General features: G+C 60.0%; 14 protein-coding genes, 1 other RNA gene and 1 pseudogene. 11 read left to right on the forward strand and 5 right to left on the reverse strand.

Annotated elements, in window-relative coordinates; translation table 11 throughout:
* Positions 1-7 precede the first annotated feature (7 nt).
* Both BLIJ_RS00815 and BLIJ_RS00820 read left to right on the forward strand, forming a co-directional pair.
* Complete coding sequence (locus BLIJ_RS00815; protein WP_012576607.1) at positions 8-385, forward strand: Rv3654c family TadE-like protein; 378 nt, start codon at positions 8-10, stop codon at positions 383-385.
* 47 nt (positions 386-432) lie between these two features.
* Complete coding sequence (locus BLIJ_RS00820; protein WP_012576608.1) at positions 433-1,563, forward strand: diacylglycerol/lipid kinase family protein; 1,131 nt, start codon at positions 433-435, stop codon at positions 1,561-1,563.
* A gap of 195 nt (positions 1,564-1,758) precedes the next feature.
* Here BLIJ_RS00820 and BLIJ_RS00825 read toward each other — a convergent pair whose 3' ends face one another.
* Entirely contained in the window at positions 1,759-2,358 is a 600-nt protein-coding gene (locus BLIJ_RS00825; RefSeq protein WP_012576609.1) for a TetR/AcrR family transcriptional regulator, read from the reverse strand.
* 195 nt (positions 2,359-2,553) lie between these two features.
* Between BLIJ_RS00825 and BLIJ_RS00830 the strand changes: the two genes are divergently transcribed.
* Positions 2,554-5,325, forward strand: a complete 2,772-nt coding sequence (locus BLIJ_RS00830) for a DNA polymerase III subunit gamma and tau (RefSeq protein WP_012576610.1) — start codon at positions 2,554-2,556, stop codon at positions 5,323-5,325.
* A 25-nt stretch (positions 5,326-5,350) separates the two neighbouring features.
* Positions 5,351-5,953: a recombination mediator RecR gene (gene recR, locus BLIJ_RS00835; protein ID WP_012576611.1), complete on the forward strand. Its 603-nt coding sequence runs from the start codon at positions 5,351-5,353 to the stop codon at positions 5,951-5,953.
* On the opposite strand, the gene BLIJ_RS00840 is transcribed toward recR, so the two are convergent.
* Positions 5,950-7,083 (reverse strand): class C sortase, encoded by a 1,134-nt coding sequence (locus tag BLIJ_RS00840; RefSeq protein WP_012576612.1) that lies wholly within the window; start codon positions 7,081-7,083, stop codon positions 5,950-5,952. The two genes, recR and BLIJ_RS00840, sit on opposite strands and share 4 nt — an antisense overlap.
* Positions 7,084-7,493: 410 nt before the next feature.
* Between BLIJ_RS00840 and BLIJ_RS00845 the strand changes: the two are divergent.
* The 3 genes and pseudogenes from BLIJ_RS00845 to BLIJ_RS00855 form a co-directional block, all read left to right on the forward strand.
* Positions 7,494-7,937 (forward strand): annotated as a pseudogene (locus BLIJ_RS00845) (DUF4143 domain-containing protein); the annotation flags it as partial.
* Positions 7,938-8,301: 364 nt separating this feature from the next.
* Positions 8,302-9,066 carry an aspartate kinase gene (locus tag BLIJ_RS00850; protein WP_012576614.1) on the forward strand — a complete coding sequence of 255 codons (765 nt, stop codon included), beginning with the start codon at positions 8,302-8,304 and terminating at the stop codon, positions 9,064-9,066.
* Between the two features lie 55 nt (positions 9,067-9,121).
* Positions 9,122-9,688 (forward strand): ACT domain-containing protein, encoded by a 567-nt coding sequence (locus tag BLIJ_RS00855; RefSeq protein ID WP_012576615.1) that lies wholly within the window; start codon positions 9,122-9,124, stop codon positions 9,686-9,688.
* A 79-nt stretch (positions 9,689-9,767) separates the two neighbouring features.
* Here BLIJ_RS00855 and asd read toward each other — a convergent pair whose 3' ends face one another.
* Positions 9,768-10,862, reverse strand: a complete 1,095-nt coding sequence (gene asd, locus BLIJ_RS00860) for an aspartate-semialdehyde dehydrogenase (protein ID WP_012576616.1) — start codon at positions 10,860-10,862, stop codon at positions 9,768-9,770.
* A gap of 233 nt (positions 10,863-11,095) precedes the next feature.
* Between asd and BLIJ_RS00865 the strand changes: the two genes are divergently transcribed.
* Positions 11,096-11,716, forward strand: coding sequence for a DUF5701 family protein (locus BLIJ_RS00865; RefSeq protein ID WP_012576617.1), 621 nt, complete (start codon positions 11,096-11,098; stop codon positions 11,714-11,716).
* A 2-nt stretch (positions 11,717-11,718) separates the two neighbouring features.
* Here the strand turns inward: BLIJ_RS00865 and BLIJ_RS00870 are convergent, their stop codons facing one another.
* The gene (locus tag BLIJ_RS00870) at positions 11,719-13,299 is read right to left on the reverse strand and encodes a metallophosphoesterase family protein (RefSeq protein WP_012576618.1); all 1,581 of its coding nucleotides are present in this window, start codon (positions 13,297-13,299) and stop codon (positions 11,719-11,721) included.
* A gap of 688 nt (positions 13,300-13,987) precedes the next feature.
* Here BLIJ_RS00870 and leuA point away from each other — a divergent pair.
* A complete protein-coding gene (leuA, locus tag BLIJ_RS00880) occupies positions 13,988-15,904 on the forward strand; it encodes a 2-isopropylmalate synthase (RefSeq protein WP_012576620.1) in 1,917 nt (638 codons plus the stop codon).
* Between the two features lie 128 nt (positions 15,905-16,032).
* Here the strand turns inward: leuA and BLIJ_RS00885 are convergent, their stop codons facing one another.
* The gene (locus tag BLIJ_RS00885) at positions 16,033-18,354 is read right to left on the reverse strand and encodes a transglycosylase domain-containing protein (RefSeq protein ID WP_012576621.1); all 2,322 of its coding nucleotides are present in this window, start codon (positions 18,352-18,354) and stop codon (positions 16,033-16,035) included.
* 210 nt (positions 18,355-18,564) lie between these two features.
* Between BLIJ_RS00885 and ffs the strand changes: the two genes are divergently transcribed.
* Both ffs and BLIJ_RS00895 read left to right on the forward strand, forming a co-directional pair.
* An RNA gene (gene ffs / locus BLIJ_RS13105) (signal recognition particle sRNA small type) lies at positions 18,565-18,659 on the forward strand.
* A 71-nt stretch (positions 18,660-18,730) separates the two neighbouring features.
* Entirely contained in the window at positions 18,731-19,879 is a 1,149-nt protein-coding gene (locus BLIJ_RS00895) for a phosphatase PAP2 family protein (RefSeq protein WP_014484511.1), read from the forward strand.
* The last annotated feature ends 65 nt before the right edge of the window (positions 19,880-19,944 follow it).

Genomic DNA, 19,944 nt, shown 5'->3' on the forward strand with positions numbered 1-19,944 from the left:
GCAGGGAATGCGTTATGAGGAGGGATCGGGCACGATGGCCGGAGCCATGCTGGTTATGGCGGTGAGCATTGCGCTCGCGGTGGCGGCAAGTGTGGGCAACCTCATGATCTGCCAGAATCGAGCGCGTTCCCTCGCCGACCTTATTGCCGTTGACGCCGCGTATGCGCTGTGGCATGTGGATATCGGTGATCCATGCGCGCTTGCCGCAAACATGGCTGAAGCGAATGGCGTCACGCTGGGATCCTGCTCCGTGCGGGATGAAGACGTGTTGGTAACCATCAAGGTGGAAACCATGGTTCCGGTGGCATCATCCGTGGAGCGGACGGCTCGGGCCGGACCGGTGAATTGTACGGAAGGAGACAATTATCACAATAATGGACCGTAAGCACTGATGCTCTGGCGGGCTTCTGGACCTTTGGTTAAGGTGAGAGCATGAGCGAGAGTGAACGCACAGAACGCCGTCGCGTGGTGGCCATGGTGGGCAATCCCACTTCCGATAAGGGTCGTGGTGCCAAGGTGGATGCGCGAGTATTGGGACTGCTGGAGGACGCCGGCCGTGCCCATAACTTCGACGTCATCGACATCACCGGCACGAGTTTCGACGATTCCCTGAACCAGGCGCGTGAACGCGCGCACGAGTACGACTATCTGGTGGTGGTCGGCGGCGACGGCATGATCGCACTCGGCGCCAATGCCGTGGGTTGCGGCGGTAAGCCGTTGGGCATCGTGGCCATGGGCTCGGGCAATGATTTCGCTCGGGGACTTAAGCTGCCGGTCAATCGCATCGAAACCGCAGTGGAAGGTATCGTCGGCGCTATCGTGCGCGGATCACACATTGATGTGGACATGGGACGCGTGACCTCTTTAGACGGTGGCTATGCCGTGAACCCATCCACCGGCGAGGAATACGAGTACCAGGAGAGCAAGTCTGCCGAGCATCCGATTGACCGGTACTATGCGGGCATGCTGTCCTGTGGTCTCGACGCGAGCATCAACGATCGTGCGAATCATTCGCATCTGCCGACCGGCACCATGCGCTACTTCGTGGCGGTGCTGGTGGAGCTGACGCATATGAAGCGTTATGGGTACCACATCAAAGCCACGCTGGCGGACGGTACCACGGATGAGCGGGACATCATCACGCCGTTGCTGACGATTGCGAATTCGCGTCATATCGGTGGCGGCATCGAGGTCTCGCCGTACTCCTGCTTCTCCGACGGGCTGTTGGACCTGGTGTGGATGAATCACGTGCCGAACTTCGGCGAATGTGCGGTGGCCATCTCGAACGCCTATAATGGCAAGCTGCTCGCCTCAAAGGTGTTCGGGTGGAAGCGCATACGCGAGATCGAAGTCACGCGGGCAGCGGAAGGAGACGAGCCACCGGTGCTGATGGCGGACGGCGAATACATCGGGCATCTGCCCTTCAGGGTGGTGGCCGAGGACTGCGCACTGCGCGTGCTGGTGCCGCCGGCCGTAGCCGCCCGTGAGGTGGACTCCCGACAGGAAGTGCTTGACGCCATCGCCCGAGACGGTCGCGACCCCGTAACCGGCCAGTTCGCCTGACCTGATTATATTGGCTCCCCTCATTAGGCTGAGCCGTAAAGCAAACAGCCCAGTGCTGTTTATAGGCGAGGGTTCGACGATAGTCGAACCAGAAGAGAGTCAGCCGTAGGCTGTTCGCAATTGCGGACGAGCTGGCCGCGAAGCGGACTGAGGGGAGTACGGGAGAGCGGTACCAGAGCCAATGGCCGTCAGACTTCAGACGACATAGTTTTCGATATGCAGCGTCTGCGCCATGACCTCTTTGATGGTTCGGTCGCTGATGTTCGGATGCGAGCGAACCAGCGAGATAAGCCCCACGATTAGCGTGAAGAATGTCTCATGGACGTTGGTGATTGGCAGACCATGCATCTGCTCGAAATCACGTACGGTGGTCTGGGCAATGTAGTCGGCAATACGGTCCGCCGCGCGGTCAATGAACTTGATATACAGTTCGGCGTTGCCATCTTGGATCATACGGTTCGAAAAGGGGCTCTCGTCGGCGATCAGGGAACGGAGCACGCGCACGATGTCGTCTAATGCCTTGTTCACGTTGCCTGTTTCGCGCGCTTGGTTCCACTGCTTCAATGTGGTGAGGATTTCGTCGATGACGTCGTCGAGTACTGCGTCTGCTACGGCTTCCTTGTCTTCGAAGTAATGGTAGAACAGTGAACGCGTCATACCGACTTCGCTTGCGATGTCGGAAACGGTGATTTTGGAGAAGCCTTTTTCCAGACACACTTTGCGCGCGGCTTGCACGATGGCGTCGCGCCGGGCATCGCCACGGGTGGGGCGTTTCTCGTCGAGGATATCGCTCATGGGTACCTCCTGACTACAACCGTTATTGACACTATGTTAATACAAAGAAAGCGGTTAATAACAATAAAAATGCGGTAACCGTTGTCAGATGAATGTCGTTGGAATATAAAGAGTTTTCCCGATTCGGCAACTATGAGCCCGGTTTATCTTGACTTTTTATCGGTTAATTCTGAGGGCAAAGGTAGGTTAGTAGCTATGGCACTTGCATTGTATCGTCGCTATCGTCCGGACACCTTCGAAGGGGTCATCGGTCAGGACCAAGTCACGGTCCCGCTGATGCGCGCCTTGGACGAGGGCAAGCTTACGCATGCCTATCTGTTCTCAGGGCCGCGAGGATGCGGTAAAACCAGCTCCGCGCGTATCCTGGCCCGTTGCGTCAACTGTGCCAAAGGGCCGACTTCCCACCCCTGCGGCGAATGCGAAAGCTGCAAGGACCTGGCCACCGGCGGTCCGGGTTCCATCGACGTGGTCGAAATCGATGCGGCCTCGCACAACGGTGTGGATGATGCTCGAGAATTGCGAGAACGCGCTGGGTTCGCCCCTGCGCGCGACCGCTATAAGATTTTCATTCTCGATGAGGCCCATATGGTCACGCAGCAGGGCTTCAATGCGCTGCTCAAAATCGTTGAAGAGCCGCCTGAACATGTGATGTTCGTCTTCGCCACCACCGAACCAGACAAGGTGATCGGCACCATCCGTTCGCGCACCCACCACTATCCGTTCCGTCTGGTGCCGCAGGAAGTCATGGGTCCCTACCTGGAGACGATCTGCGACAAGGAAGGCATCAAGCCCGAGCCCGGTGTGCTGAAACTGGCGATGCGCGCCGGTGGCGGCTCCATGCGAGATACCCTGTCTGTGCTTGACCAGCTGATGGTTGGTTCGGTCGAAGGCGTTATCACCCATGATGCCGCTGTAGCCCTGCTCGGCTTCACGCCGGAGGCGCTGATCGGTGAGGCCGTGGATGCGGTAATCAATCACAACGGCGAAGCCCTGTACGGCGTTATCCAGAAAGTCGTGGTCGGCGGATTCGATCCGAGACGATTCGTCGAAGACCTGTTGGCTCGTGTGCGTGATCTGCTGGTGCTTACGTTGGCTGGGGACCGTGCGGAATCCGTGCTGTCTGACACGGCCGAGGCCGAGGATATGGACGACTTGCACCGTCAGGCCAAGGCGTTGGGCCTGGGAGCCCTGACCGCCATGGCAGACATCATCAACACTACGTTGGGTGCCATGACCGGAGCCATTTCTCCGCGTATGCGCTTGGAACTGCTGGCCGCACGATTGTTGGCCGGCAGTGAATCAGGCTTTGCGACAGCCGCTCCCGCGCCAGTCGCTTCTGGTATGCCGCCTGCGGCTGCTTCTTCGACTACGTCAGCCGCTTCCGGTGCGGGTGCCAGTGGTTTTGCCGGCTCATCGCGAGGCGGGTTTGCCGGAGCCTCACATGGCGGATTCTCCGGTGCTGCACGCAACCAGCAAGTAGCCGCGCCTCAGAGCACCGCTTCCCATGAATCTGTTGGAGGCAATGGCCCTGTCAACGGCCTGGTCAGCGACCGACCCGCGGGCTCTCCGTCTGTGCAACCTGCTGTAGCAACTGCTGCTGCCAATGCCGGGTGGGGCGCTCCCGCCGCGTCGCCGGCCGCCCCGGCCCAACCGGTGGCCTCGCCTGCGGCATCGGATAATCGGTCCATCGACGAGAAGTGGGATGCAGCCGTCGCCGCTTTGCCGGAAACCATTCGTGAATATGTGTCACGAGACAAGGTGCCGACCGTAAAATTCGGTCCCAACCGTAAGGGTCTGCCTTGCCTGTCGATGACGTTCGACAAGTCGCTGAGCCAGCACGCTTTCGCCTTGGCCGTGGATAACAGCGGTAAGAAGGCGGCGGCCGTGGTGATGGATGCCGTGCGCAACGAGTTCGGTGCCAATGCAGTTATTGCACCTTCTGCGGTCGCGGCGAATGGCGAGCGAGTCGAATCCGTCAAACGTATGAGCCCGGAGCAATTGGCCAAGGTCAAGCAGCAGATTGCCATGGCCAAGGCCGGATTGGCCGCGTCGAGTTTGGGCGCGGGCCTGGGCATTCATATGGGGAGCGAGCCGAAAGCTCCGAAGCTGGCTGCAACAGGCCAAGCCGAGGATACGGACGACAGCCATCGAGCCGATCAATCCGGTGCATCCACGGCGGCGAAGAGCTGGAGTAACGATGACCCTTGGGCCAAGCCGGCTGTAAGCAACGCTTCGCCGCAATCTGCAGACGGGTTCGCACCTAACGAGCCCGCTACTACGCCTGCGCCCGAAGAACATCACAAGAAGCATGTTGCGGTTCCGGACATCAGTGATGGTGTTGATCCGTGGGCCGCTCCGGCCGCTCCTGTTGCACCCGCTGCGTCCGTTGCGTCCGCTGGGCCCACTGAACAGTCCACGGGGCAGCCAGCCGCCGCATCTTCCGCTACGACAGCTGCCGGCGCGAGCGATGATCCGTGGAATCAGATGCAGTCTCAGGCTACGGCCTCACTGGCACTGCAACCGGTCGAAGCCGACCCGTGGAACCAGCCATATCAGCAGTCTCCTCACGATGATCCGTGGAATCAGCCGCAGTCCCAGACTCCGGCTTCTTCGGTTCCTCAGACAGTGTCGGGCAATATGTCGGGCGATGACCCGTGGAACCAGCCCCAATCGGTTCCACAGCCGGCTGCCGGCGATGACCCGTGGAATCAACCGCAACCCGCACAGCCGACCCCGAATGCCGACCCGTGGAATAGCCGGCCCCAGCCCCAGCCGAAACCGCAACCGCAAGTCGCGGCCGAGGATGACGAATACTCGATGAGCGACCAGTCGCTCGGCGAGGCGACGGCCATGAATCTCGACGATCTGAAAAAGCTATTCGAGGTCAAAAAAGTCGAGCAATTCGCGGCAGATGATCCGAAGAACCCCAAGAACATCCAGCCTGCCAAGAAGCACTCGGATGAATAATGAGGACGAATAACGAGGAATACCCATGGCACTTGCTTATGACGGCGCAATACAGCGACTGATCGACGCTTTCGGGCGGCTGCCCGGCATCGGGCCGAAGGGCGCGCAGCGTATCGCCTTCTACATGCTGTCCGCGCCCGAAGATGAAGCGCGCGATCTGGCCGAGGCCATCGAGGAGGTCAAGGCCAAGATCCGCTTCTGTGATATTTGCGGCAACGTGTGCGAATCCAGCCCCTGCCCGGTATGCGCCGACCCGAGACGCGACCGTTCGGTGATCTGCGTGGTCGAAGAGCCCAAGGACGTGATGAGCATCGAGCGCACGCGCGAATACCGCGGCCTATACCATGTGCTCGGCGGCGCAATCAACCCAATGGCCAACGTTGGCCCTGCCGACCTGCGTATTCCCAGTCTGCTCAAACGCTTAGAAGGCGATGAGGTCAAGGAAGTGATTATGGCGCTCGACCCGAATATTGAAGGCGAGGCCACCACCAGCTACTTGACCCAGCTATTGCGACCCGTAGGTGTCAAGGTCACCCGACTTGCCAGCGGCCTGCCGGTGGGCTCCGACTTGGAGTACGCCGACGAAATCACGCTAGGCAGGGCACTGGCCGGTCGGCGCGAGGCCTAGGCCAGCGTATCATTGGCGCTCTCGCCCTTGCGGCGCATCCACGGCCAGAATGCGCCATGGCGGATGATGCACGCGGCCCTTGTGTCGTCTGCCAACCAGATGATGAACAGTCCTGCCGCCAGTATGCCTAGACCAACACCAAGGGCGATATTGCGCGCGTCAAGCACGTCATTCGGCTCGGGGGCCGGCATCGGAATCGCCACTCGGTGCCCGGAGATAAGCAGTCGGTGCGTGTTCACGCCGTATGGCGTACAGGTCATCAAGGTGACACGGTCCTCACCCGGCGCAATCTTGAGCTTCGACGTGTCATCCGGCAAAATCACTGAAATGCGGTCCACTTTGTAGCCCAAAGTTTCGCCCATGACTTCGATGTAGAAGAAGTCGCCCTCTTTCACCTCGTCCAAACGGGTGAACATCAGCGCTTCAACCAACCCGCGGTGCCCGGTAATGACCGAATGGGTGGACTTACCTCCCACCGGCAGCGACGTGCCGTACAAGTGGCCGGCGCCAGAAGCCAGTGCTTCCTCGGAAGTGCCGTGATAAATCGGCAGATTGATGGACTGTTTGGGCACCCTGATTGTGCCCATCACGCCGTTTCCGGTACTAAGCAGTGACTGGTATTCCTTGTCTTTCTTTGAGACGGAATCCTCGCCGCTGGCTTGGGATCCTCCTTGGGCGGCGGAGAACGGATCGACGGCTTCACCCAAGATGGGCTGGCCGGATTCAGCGAGTTTCTTGTTGTATGTGCGGGCCTCCGTGAGCTTGTCTTCCGCCTGCGGATAAGGCCAGCCGGCTACTTCTTTGGCTGTGGTGGCTGTGGTGGCGGCCAAGTTGCGGTCGGACTCGAATTGCAACGCTAGCGGGAAGCAGGCCACGGCGATTGCGGCGATCAGCAACACAATGGTGATGATGCGCATCGCCCACAGGTTGCGTTGCAGGCGTCGGCGCTCGGCCACGAGATCGCTGATATCGATGACTTCGTCAAATGGTGTTGGAGCGAATGCTGCGGGCTCGGGACACGCTGAGGAAACGTTGTCATTTGCAGATGTGGCATCCGGCATGGCCGCGTTGTTTTCCCGCATTTCCTGTGAGGCACGCTTACTTGTCGAACGTCGATGCAGCAATGCCATAGTCGCCTGTTCCTTCGCTTGATCTGCTCATGATTTGCTTATACAAGACGGCCGGCCCGTCTTAGTCGTGGTTGGCATAGGTGCTGCCGCAAATGGCAACGCCGCACGTGCCACACTGCGAGACGTTACTCCGCACCAAGCCTTTCATGCAACATGCCGACGAGGGCCATAGGGGGCAATGTAGGGGGCATAAGAAGTCCGAAAAATGCGATATGAACAACGTTGCTACGGCTGTAAGTGATGTGACTTACTTTGGGCAAGCCGTTGAGATGCAAGGGACTGCAAAGGATTGCAAAGTATGGCAACATGATAAGCCGCGGTGCCGGCAATATTTGACAGAGCTTTCAAATAGGGGGGTATGAATGCATAAAGAGGGAATATATTGCCCCGATAAAAATCAGTTCATATCATTACGTTCTAAGACTGCAGTGAGAACGAGCCCAACCAGACACTTCAGCGACCCGTCGATAGCTTGTGCGGTACTGCACGCGACCCCGGAGAAACTCCTTAATGATTTCGAGACCTTTGGCTTGCTGTTTGAGTCCATGTGTATTCGCGACCTGCGTGTGTATGCTGATGCGCTTGGCGGAGATGTGTTCCATTATCGGGATAAGACGGGATTGGAATCTGATGCGGTCATTGGCCTGCATGATGGACGATGGGCTCTCATTGAGGTCAAGCTCGGAGAAAAGCAGGTTGATATTGCGGCGGCCCATTTGAAAAAGTTGGCTGACAGAATTGATCAAGATCACGAAGGCCGTCCGTCATTCTTGATGGTGCTGACCGCTACGGCTGCCGCTTATCGCCGGGATGATGGGGTATTGGTAGTGCCGTTGGCCACGCTTGCTCCGTGAGCTCGTATCGCGCGTTTGACCTATCGTTCTCAACCCAAAAGGAAAAGGCCCGGGCTGCGGAACCGGGCCTTGAAAAGGAGAGAGGAAGAAGAAGGTATTCAGTTATGGGGGTTCTGCGGAAACCTCGCCGGTTTGCTTTCGTTTGCCGGTAATTGATAGTTAACCGCTCGAATCTCAAAGGATGGATGCGGCTGCCTTAAAAAACCACCGGTGAAAACTTGAATATTTGCTGAACAACGTAGGCCATGCCCGTGTCCACATGCCGGCGCGGGGTCGCGGGGTGAACGCGGCAACCTTTATAATCGTTGCGTTTGCGTAAAATATCGACCAAACAAATCTCTAAGAGAAGAACAAAAGGACAGCAGTGGCTCTCATCGTGCAGAAGTACGGCGGCTCGTCGGTCGCCGATACCGAATCGATCAAACGTGTGGCCAAGCGCGTTGTTGAGACGGAAAAGAAGGGCAACAAGGTGGCCGTGGTGGTCTCCGCCATGGGCGACACCACCGATGACCTTATCGATCAGGCGCTGAGCATCGACTCCAACCCGCCCGAGCGCGAGATGGACATGCTGATGACCGCAGGCGAGCGAATTTCCATGAGCCTGCTGGCCGTGGCCATTCACGCCGAAGGCAGCCGCGCCCACTCCTTCACCGGTCAGCAGGCCGGCTTCTTCACCGACGCCCGTTACGGCGCGGCCCACATCAAGGCCGTGAGACCGGACCGCGTGAAAAACGCGCTCTCATTGGGGGACATCGCCATCGTTGCCGGCTTCCAGGGCATCAACGCCAAGGGTGACGCCACCACGCTCGGTCGCGGTGGTTCGGACACGTCCGCCGTGGCACTCGCTGTGGCCCTTGGTGCCGACATCTGCGAGATTTACACCGACGTGGACGGCATCTTTACCGCTGATCCGCGCATCGTGCCTTCTGCCCGCCGCATTCCGTCCATCGATTATGAGTCGATTCTGGAGATGGCCTCCTGCGGCTCCAAGGTGCTGGCACTGCGCTGCGTAGAGTACGCTCAGCGTTTCAACATGCCGTTGCACGTGCGCTCTTCGTTCTCCCGTCGCCCCGGCACGCTGGTTGTGCCTGACGGCATTGACCCGCGCACGCTGCCGAACCTCGACTGAGCGCGGCTACAGCGAACAATAATCGTAAGTAATTTCAACCAAGACAAGGCAAGACATGACTGAAGAAGAAGCGAAATCCATGGGCGACCTGTTCCCTGACCTAGGCCCCGAGGCGCCGGTGATTTCCGGCATTGCCCACGACCGTTCCGAGGCGCTGGCCACCGTGCGTGGCGTGCCGAACGAGCCGGGTATGGCCGCCAAGGTGTTCACCGAGCTGGCCACCGCCGGCGTGAACGTGGACATGATCGTGCAGGCCGGCGCATCCGTTGGCACTGCGGACATCTCCTTCACCGTGCCCGAATCGGCCGTCAAGCAGGTGCAGAACACGCTGCTCGACAAGCAGGAAGTGCTGGGTTACCACTCCTTTGATGTGAACACCAACGTCGGCAAGGTAGCCGTGGTGGGTGTTGGCATGAAGACCCACGCCGGTCTGGCTGCCAAGTTCTTCCAGGCCCTGAGCGATGAGGGCATCAACGTGCTGATGATTTCCACTTCCGAGATTCGCATCGCCGCACTCGTGCCGCTCGATCAGCTCAACGATGCCGTCAAGGCGCTGCACACCGCATACGGTCTCGATGCCGATCAGATCGAAGCCGTGGTGTACGGCGGTACTGGCCGCTGAGCCACTGAGCCGCGTTTTTGCGGTATATACGACGAAAGCCCTCCTCACGGAGGGCTTTTGCGATTTTAACGAGTTTCAACTACTTCTTGGTGATGTAGCCGAGAGCCTTAAGCATTTCGGCGCATTCAAGGGCACCGCCGGCTGCACCGCGCAGAGTGTTGTGGGCCAGACCCACGAACTTCCAGTCAAAGATGGAGTCCTCGCGCAGACGGCCGATGGAGACGCCCATGCCACCCTCGTAATCCACATCGAGCTTGACCTGCGGGCGGTCATCCTCGGTGAGGTACTGGATGAAGTGCTTTGGTGCGTGCGGCAGCTCCAGCTCGGAAGCCTTGGACGTGTAGTTCACCAGACGGTCGATAAGCTCTTCCTTGGTGGCCTTCTTGCCGAAGTTCAGGAACACGGTGGCGGTGTGGCCGTTGAGCACGGGCACGCGGATGCACTGGGAAGTGATCTTGAGGTCGCCGTCGAACGGCACGATCTCGCCCTTCTCGGCGTCCACATGACCGAACACCTTGAGCGGTTCCTTCTCGGACTTCGCTTCTTCACCGGAGATGAACGGGATGATGTTGCCCACCATCTCAGGCCAATCCTTGAAGGTCTTGCCTGCGCCGGAAATCGCCTGATAGGTGCTCACAACCACCTCACGCGGTTCAAATTCCTTCCACGCGGCCAGTGCCGGTGTGTAGGCCTGAATCGAGCAGTTCGGCTTGACGGCGATGAAACCACGAGTAGTGCCCAGGCGCTTGCGCTGGTGCTCGATCACCTCGAAGTGCTCCGGGTTGATCTCCGGCACCACCATCGGCACGTCCGGGGTCCAGCGGTGGGCGCTGTTGTTGGAGACCACCGGGGTCTCGGTCTTGGCATAACGCTCTTCAATGGCGCGAATCTGGTCCTTCGGCATGTTCACCGCGGAGAACATGAAGTCCACGTTCGCGGCCACGGACTCGGCGTCGTCGCCGTCCGCGACCACCATGTGCTTGGCGTATTCGGGCATCGGGGTTTCCATCTTCCAACGGTCTCCGACCGCCTCGGCATACGTCTTGCCGGCGCTGTGCGCGGAAGCGGCAAGGGTGACCACCTCGAACCACGGGTGATTCTCAAGCAGCGTGATAAAACGCTGACCGACCATACCGGTGGCACCAAGGATGCCGACCTTTATCTTTTCGGGCATGATGACCTCTATGACCTTCGGGTTTCGATGGGCTGATACGTTCAAGCGACCGTCTTGCAATGGCCGCAAACACACGGTAATTGTACGAAACATGCAGAACAACAGTGGCCGTCTTCCCATATGGTGGCTCGGCGGCGCACCCCATGGCGTACCCCGCGCCGCGCAGTCCGATATCCTCTCCATAACTGGCAAAGTGACTAGCGAAGAGACGGCAGTGTTCTACACTGGTAGCCATGTCTATCGCATCAGTAGAGGCGCAAAAGCAACTCGATCGTATCGTGGCTCTCGGCTACCCGGACGTGGCGGATATGAGTGCCGCCGCATTCCGCGCGCTTGCCGAGCCGCTCATCGGCGCGCTCGAGCATTCCGATCTCGGCTCGAACATCCTACTGGTGCCTACGCGCGAGCTAGTCTCGCCCGAATCGCTGATTGCGCGAACCTCCATCAACCGCATGGCCGGCTTTACCACCATGCCTCCGCGAGACATCGCCAGCTTCCTGCCGCAGGACGGATTCATGCCGCCCGAAGGCCCGTTCTATCTGGTGGTCGATCCGCATACCGGCACCTGCTACATCAACCGCGAGCCCGACGTGGCCCGCAAGCTGATTGATTCCGACGAGCGTCTGCCGCTCACCCTCGAAGAAGGCTTGGCCATCGCCACCCAGCACCCTGAATGGCTGTTGGAAAAGAACGGTTTCAACCTGCTCGGCTCACGCTCCACAGACGGCCGTGTGCCGAGCATCTGGATGAGCCAGAACGCACCGCGACTGGGAGCCGTCTGGCCCAATTCCCGCCATACCTGGCTGGGCAACGCGTATTGCACGGCCCGTCGCGGGGTGAGCCTGTTTAAGTAGGTTTAGCGCGCGGCCTTGATCAGCGAACGGATGATGGCTATAAAGCCAAGGCTCATCGCGCCGGCCACCACGGCGAACACCTGCGGGCGGCGCAGCTCGTTGCGTGCGCTGACCGCTCCGGTAACGCAATGATCCTCGAACCAGACGCGCAGCTCGTTGCTGGAGTAGCGGCCGACCAGATTACCCCATGTGAGCATGCGGGTCACATAGCCCGCCGGATTGCTCTCATGGAATTCAAACAGGCGAATGCCGCGGTACCGCGACTTGGGACCATAGCATTCGAACCCGCACGTGGGCGCATAGCCCAGATCGATATCATGCACATGACCAACGAAAGAGTTCTTATGGTCATGCCCGCAGAACAGCGCGAAATAGCCGCCAGCCTCGCGCAAGGCATCCACCTCGCCCACATTCTCGTCCGCGCAGCCGATCGCCTCGCCGAGCCGCGAGCCGGGGCGGCAGACCTCATGGTTGAGCACATAGCAACGCCCGGCGTGCGTGCGCGCGCCTTCCACGGCGTTCGGCGTCCATGTGGGCACTTCCTTCAGACAATCGTAGAATTCCTGCGGCGGAATGTGCTGGAAGGCGATGGCCGGCACGGGCTTGCCGTCGCCATTGCGCTCGCCCAACTCGGTTTGTACGGACCCCAGCCATTCGATGGCCTTGGGGGTGGGGGTGCCGTACCCGTCGGCGTCGGCCAGGTCGAGTCCTCGCGGATTGACCACATACGCCGGGTATTGGGCGTCGTTTTCTTCGGGTTTGCCGGCATAATCGCCTGAATTGACCATCATAACGGACATGGCCACGCGGCCGGAACCATCGGAGGACTCGACGGGCAGCGCGAACGTGCCGGGCTCGAGACTGTCGTCGGGGTTCAGGCAGCCGGGGTATTCGCGGTAGATGTCATCCTGTTCGTCGGCCAGAATGCCGCATTGGAAGTCGTGGTTGCCGTAGGTGGCGGCAAAGGGCACGCCGGCCTCGACGACCGGACCAAGGAAACCGGAGAACGTGCGGCGGACCTTTTCGCGGGTCTCATTCATGAGTTCGTCGAGGGTCGCCGGCGTCTCGTGTGCGGGGCTGGCCTTGCCGGATTGCGTTGAATATACGAGGGTGGAAACCGTCTCGGGTGTGGGGCTGGTCTCAACGGAATCGCCTACTTCGGAAGTCGTGATCACGTCGGTCGAATCGGCGCCGGCAGCGGCGACGGCGTTCGTCACGGTATCGGGGTCAAGCAGCGCGGCTGGTACAGGCTTGCCGGCTTCGGTGAGACGATCGGCCACGCGATCGGATACTTTGCGAATTACGGGGTGACGCTTGATCCCGCGGATTTTGGCCTCGATCTCGGTGACCGCGCGCACGCGAGCGCCCGGCTCCTCGCCGCGGCGGCGCAGGAACGTGTCGATGTAGGCGGGATCATAGCCGCGGATCTGGTCGCCGGTGAACACCACAAGATCCGGATCGGCTTCGCGGATGGCTTCGCGGATGAGGCGGATGGTGTCGGGCAACACATCGGGGCCGTCCTGTACGTCGGCCATTTGCAGCACGCGGAAGCTGCCGTCTTCGCGGAATCGCAAGCTCGTCATAGCTCTTCAGTCTATGTTGCCGGGCGGCGGATCGCCCGCGCGTTCACAGGACTGGCACAGCAAGGGACGGGGCAGGGCGGGGTGCCGCAGCCGTGTTGTTGCTTGATGGTGCCGCGATTTTGTCATGCAGCGTCGGTGGAGGTCCAGACAGCGTCCCTATGCTGACGTTCTGAGACCATTGGCGTCGTTACTGATTCATGGAATGGCCCGGCGCCGACGCTCAAAGAGGCTAACGTCGGCGGTGGGCCAATATTTGTCGCGTTGCCGATGGTTGTGGGCCTCGTAGCGTCGGTAGTGTGCCATAGCCTGGCAATTTGCCGACGATAAGCTTTCCCAGAGTCGGTATTTCGCCATAAGTTGGTCCGCTGACGACGCTGAGCAGTTTGGCTGTCGGTGCAGTACCAATATTTGGCCCGCCGCCGACGTATGGAGGGCCATCTGGTGGGGTATCGCAGGCGGGGTGTTGTGCCGGAGTCAAAGCGTGGCCCGGCGCCGACGCTGAGTGCCCTCATATCAGCCAGGTGCATAAGCAAATGCCACGATACGGCATTTCCCGCGGGTTTGCCCGAACCGGCCTGTAGGATGTTACGTGCGTATTGACAAATCCGCGTGGCCCGGCGCCGCCCTGGCACAACGCCGCAGTCGCGTCCGCAAGAGGGCCCGCGCAATAACCAGTAAAGGAGGAACAATGGGTCAGGATCAATCATCCGTTTTTGATCTCGCAGCGGTAGCCGCAGCGTCCAATGGGGGGAACAACGACCCGCTGCTGCCTCCGGCGCGATTCATCGGCGATCCGCAGAAGCCGAGTCGTATGCCGTACAACAAGTACGCCTCATACAGCGAGCAGATCCCGTTTGATTACCCGGAGCGCACGTGGCCGGGCAAGCGACTGCAGCGCGCGCCGCGCTGGTGCTCCGTCGATCTTCGCGACGGCAATCAGGCCCTCGTCAATCCGATGGATTCCGAGCGCAAGCTGCGGTTCTGGAATCTGCTTGTCTCCATGGGATTCAAGGAGATCGAGGTGGGCTTCCCGTCCGCTTCCGAGACCGATTTCGACTTCATCCGTATGCTCATCGAGCGTGAGCTTATCCCGGACGACGTGACCATCGTGGTGCTCACCCAATGCCGCGAGCACCTCATCCGCCGCACATACGAGGCGCTGAAGGGTGCCAAGCGCGCCATCGTGCACTTCTACAACTCCGTGTCTGTGCTGCAGCGCGAGGTCGTGTTCCGCAAGAACAAGGAAGAGATCAAGAAGCTCGCCACCGACGCCGCCGAACTGTGCAAGGACCTCGAGAACGAGGCCAAGGGCATCGACCTGTACTACGAGTACTCGCCGGAATCCTTCACCGGAACCGAGCCGGAGTACGCCGTCGAGGTGTGCAACGCCGTGATCGGTGTTATCAAGCCGACTCCCGAGCACCCGATGATCATCAATCTGCCCGCCACCGTGGAAATGACCACGCCGAACGTGTTCGCCGACGAAGTGGAGTACGTCTCCACCCACCTCGACGACCGCGATTCCGTGGTGCTCTCCCTGCACCCGCACAACGACGAAGGCATGGGCGTGGCTGCCACCGAGCTGGCCGTGTTGGCCGGCGCCGACCGCGTGGAAGGCTGCCTGCTGGGCAACGGCGAGCGTACCGGCAACGTCGACTTGGTCACGCTGGGCCTCAACTGGCTCACCCAAGGCATCGACCCGCAGCTTGACCTGTCCAACGTGCCCGAGATCCGCAAGACGGTCGAATACTGCAACCAGATCAAGATCTCCGAGCGTCACCCGTACGCCGGCAACTTCGTGTTCACCGCGTTCTCCGGCTCGCATCAGGACGCCATCAAGAAGGGTCTCGAGGCTCGTCAGGTGGCCGCCGAGCGCGCTGGCGCTGATCTTGACAGCTTCGTGTGGCTCGTGCCGTACCTGCCGATCGACCCGAAGGACATCGGCCGCACGTACGAGGCCATCATCCGCGTCAACTCGCAGTCCGGCAAGGGCGGCATGGCCTACCTGCTCAAGACCAACCACAATCTTGACCTGCCCAAGCGTCTTCAGATCGAATTCGACAAGATCGTGCAGAACTACGCTGACACGACCAAGAAGGAAGTCAAGGACGGGGATATCTGGCGTCTGTTCAAGGACGAGTATCTGCCGGTCGAACAGTCCGGCATGACCGCGGCCGGTGTGGTTGTGGGCGATACGCATGACGCCTCGCTTGAGCCGTGGGGTCGGCTGAAGCTGCTCAAGGTGGCCGTCAGCTCCGGGGAGGATGGTTCCGATACCGTGCTCAAGGCCCGCCTGCTCGACCGCGGCGTGAACGTCGGGGACGATGAGCCCGTGGAGCGCGAGGCGTCCGGCATAGGCAACGGTCCGATCGCCGCCTTCCTGAACGCCATTTCCAACTTTGGCGTGGAAGCCTCGATTATGGATTACGTGGAGCACACCATGTCCGTCGGTACCGACGCCATGGCCGCCTCGTATGTGGAATGCCAGATCGGCGAGGCCGATGACGCGCAGATCGTGTGGGGCGTAGGCATCGACTCGTCGATTACCACCAGCGCCCTGAAGGCGATCATCTCCGCCATCAACCGTTCTCAGCGTCAGCGCTGAGCGCTAACAGAGCAAAACGAAGCTCCCTCTGATTGCGTCAGAGGGAGCTTCGTTGTCTGTGTCTACTTACTACTTGACGCCGTTGGTGTCGGTGTTCCCGCCGGTGCCTCCGGAATTACCCATTATCGTTACCGTTTGTTCTCGTTGTCAGCGCCGGTATTGCCGGGATAATTCGGGCACTCGGTGGAATAGCTCGGATTGGCGAGGCACTGCTGGGCGAACTCCTGGGCCTGCTGTCGCTTCTTGGCTTCCTCTTCGGCCGCCTTCTGCTGTGCGTCCTGCTCAGCCTGCTTCTGCGCATCTTCGGTGGACTGCCTGTTGGCGTTGGACTGGTTGTTGACGTAGGGTTGGACGCCGCTCTGCCCCCTGGCCAGGCCCCAAGTGCCATCGGGGCCGCCGATCTTGCCGTTGTCTTTGGCCGTCGGGAACTGCTCCACCGCCGTGCCCTGCAGGGCCTGGGCCATGAATTCCTGGAACAGGTGCGCCGGATATCCGGTGGAGGAGATGCCATATCCCGAGAAAGCCGGCACCACTTGAGGATTGCCGTTGCCATCCGGGTTCCAGATGGCCCAGACATTCATCATGCTTGGGGCGTACCCCACGAACGATGATGCCAGTTCGTCGTTGGCGGTGCCGGACTTGCCGGCGATGGGACGGCCCAGCTTGGCCGATGTGCCGGCCGCGGTGCCGTAGGTGGTCGTGCCCTGCATGGCTTTCTGCACCAGGGCGCAATCATTGGCGTCGAACACCTTGGTGCCTTCGCTGGGCGCGTTGTACATGTCCTTGTTGTGGGAGTCGAGCACTTTGGACACCATATGCAAGGTGTTCCTCACGCCATTGTTGGCGATGGTCGAATGGCCCTGCGCCAGATCCCACACGGTCAGGGCGTTGATGCCCAGCACGTTGTACATGGAGGCCTCGTCGATGTCGCCCTGGATGCCAGCCTCATGGGCGATATCGGCCGTGCGTTTCGGCGTCAGATGCTCATTGACGTTCATGAACACCGTGTTCACCGAGTTCGCGGTGGCCTGATACAGATTGATGCTGCCCCAGTTGTTCTCCAGAGCGTTATTCACCTCTTGATCCAAGCCGGTGAAGTGCTGGTGGGAATTGCCGTTGAACAACGTATCGAAGCTGACGCCGGATTGCGCGGCCCCCAGCAAAGCGAACGGCTTCATAGTCGAACCCGGTTCGAACAGGGCCTGATCGGCGTTGTTGAGCTGCTTGGACAGATAATCCGAACCGGCGTATACGGACAATACTTCGCCGTTCTTGGGGTTGAGCGCTATGCCGCCGATCTGCAGGGATTCGGGCATGTCGTTGAGGCGGGTGTCGCCGATGGACTGCATGAGATCCTGCTTGCCCTTGTCGATGGTGCTGATGATCTTGTATCCGCCGGTATCCAAATCCTCTTTGGTAAAGGCCTTGGACTGCACCAGCTCACGGCACACCATATCCAGCAGATAACCGTTCGGCCCCGCGTACTCGTTCTGCTGCGCCACCGCGGCGGTCTGCGGGAACTTGGCATCAGTGTGCTGCCTGGCGGTGATGTAACCATCCTCCTGCATGATGTTCAGCACACGCTTGAAGCGCGATTTGGCCATATCGGCGTTATCGGCTGGATCCCACGTGGACGGTGACGGAATAATGCCGGCGATCATCGCCGCCTCAGACAGCGTCAGATCCTTGGCGTCCTTATTGAAGTATGCCTTGGCTGCTTCCTGGATACCGTAGGAGTTGCGGCCCAGATAGATGGTGTTCATGTAGTTGCACAGCACCTCGTCCTTGGACTCGGTCTGCGCGATCTTGAGGGCCATGATGGCCTCGCGCGCCTTGCCCACATAGGATGTGGTTTCGCCCATGTAATACCGCTCGGCGTACTGCTGGGTGATGGTGGAACCACCTTGGCGCGTGCCCTTGGTCACATTATTAATGAATGCGCGGGCGATGCCCTTCAGATCAAGACCTTTATCCGTGTAGAACGTACGGTTTTCAGACGCCACAATCGCGTTGCCGATGTAGTCCGGCAGCCCCTCGCAAGAAATGATTGAACGATTCTGCTCCGCGTAGGAGCCGATCGCGGTGGTGCCGTCCGCGTAATACACGGTGGTTTTCTCGGCCAACGCGAACTTCTCGGGTTGCGGGACCTCAGTGGTGGTGTACAGATATGCGAATACTGCGATACCGGCCAGCACGCCCAGTCCAATCAGGGAGAAGAAGATGCCCAGCACCCATTTCAGTACACGGTGCTTGCCTTTTCCCGTGTTCTTCTTCCTGTTCGGAGCTCGATGGCTATTGGAAGCCTTGTGGCTTGCGTGGCGGGAACGGCTCTCCTGGGGCGTATAGGGGCCCTCCTGTGCGGAGTGGTCGGCTCTGCTTTGCGCGGTGCGCGGTTGCCTCAGAGCGGGGCCATTGCCTCCCGAATGTGCACGACGAGTATAAGAAGCCATGGTGTCCACCGTAACTGTTGGCCTTGAACAATCGTTTGACGTGAGCGTAACCACACGCGTTGATACCGGTATTTTTCCGGAATTCTTACAATTGGGAACGCTTCTTGATGCGGCGTGAATATTGCCTGAATGCGCTGGTTGGCCTGCCGCGCGACCCGGCACGCACGTTTCGTGTCGTTGCGCTGGTCCATACGTCTCCATAGACTTATCCCCAGCCTCCACGCGGCGCTATGTCACCCAACTCCCCCAGGGCAGGAATGCAGCAAGGGTAAGTGGCCTCTGGCGGGTGCGTGGAGGTTTTCTTTATGTGCGGATTTGGCTGTGAGCTGGCACTAGCGTGGTCCCCTGTCCGGGGCGCGGCCGTACAGTCGAACGTATGAATGACGCACAGACCCCTAGAATTCGTGACCCGCATGCGGCGGTCAATCTGGTCGGCTCAGGCGCAGCGCAGCCTGACTCGTCGTCGAACGTTGTTGACCCATTGGCTGCGCTCGGCCCGGTCTCCGGTTCAGATGCATCGGCATCCACATCAGGCTCCTTACGGGATTTCAGGCCGCTGGACATGAACGATGCGGATGGGGCATCTGATATCGACCGTGGCTTGGCCCGGCTTGACCCGCTCACCGTGCGCCCGCGAATCTCCAGCCGCGTATTGTGCGTGGTATTCGGTCTGCTCCTGATCGCTGTCGGCTTCGGCGTGTGGTGGGGGTGCGTGTTTACCGAAAACGGACAATCGTATGACGAACTGGTTTGGAAAAACCTGCACAACGATGTACCGTCCTGGACCACCGGCGTGATGAACGCCGTCGCACAATCCTGGCTGGTTATCGCTGTCAGCTGCACAATTGCCGCAATCGGCATTATTACGGCGCTGATTCGACGCCGCTGGTGGTTGGCCGGGCAAATCGCCGTGTTCGCCGTGGTCTGCTTGGCCGTCACCCGTATCAAGGGTCTGTTGCCGCGTCCGTTCATCATCAACACTGAATCGCCTGCCGCTAATTCCGCGCCTTCCGGGCATGCGATGCTGGCCGCAGCCTGTGCTGTGATTCTGCTGCTTGCCGTGCCTCGTGCGGTTCGAGCTTTGTCGGGCGTCATCGGCGTGGTTTGGGCGGTGACCGTGGGCGTTTCCGTGATATACGGACAATGGCATCGCCCTTCGGATGTGGCGATGTCCATCCTGCTGGTGGCGGGATTGGCCCTGCTCGCTCTGGCAGTTACACGCAAGTCCGGCATGGACGAGCCGGGCCACCGCGTCTCCTCAGTGAGCGTGCAAATCGTCGGCAGCGTGCTGATTACCGGGGGCCTGCTGTTGCTCGTCTACAGCGGTTATGTGATCTGGCAGGTGGTGCCGGGGCTCAACGTCAGCGCCAGCTGGGCGGTTCAGGGAGCGAATGTCAGCGCTGTTGTAGGCATTATGGGCGTGGCCATGCTCGCATTCGGACTGTTGCTGGCCCTGCGTCAGATCACCGCAGCGCCCTTAAGCCGGTTGGGGCTGATCGGCGCTCCGCCGGCACCGCCCAAATGATAGAACATGGGGTGCGAACGGCCGAATTTGCCCGGCACAACGGCGGAATTTGGCAGTTGGACATG

It is taken from the genome of Bifidobacterium longum subsp. infantis ATCC 15697 = JCM 1222 = DSM 20088 (genome assembly GCF_000269965.1).
GTDB classification, from domain to species: Bacteria; Actinomycetota; Actinomycetes; order Actinomycetales; family Bifidobacteriaceae; genus Bifidobacterium; species Bifidobacterium infantis.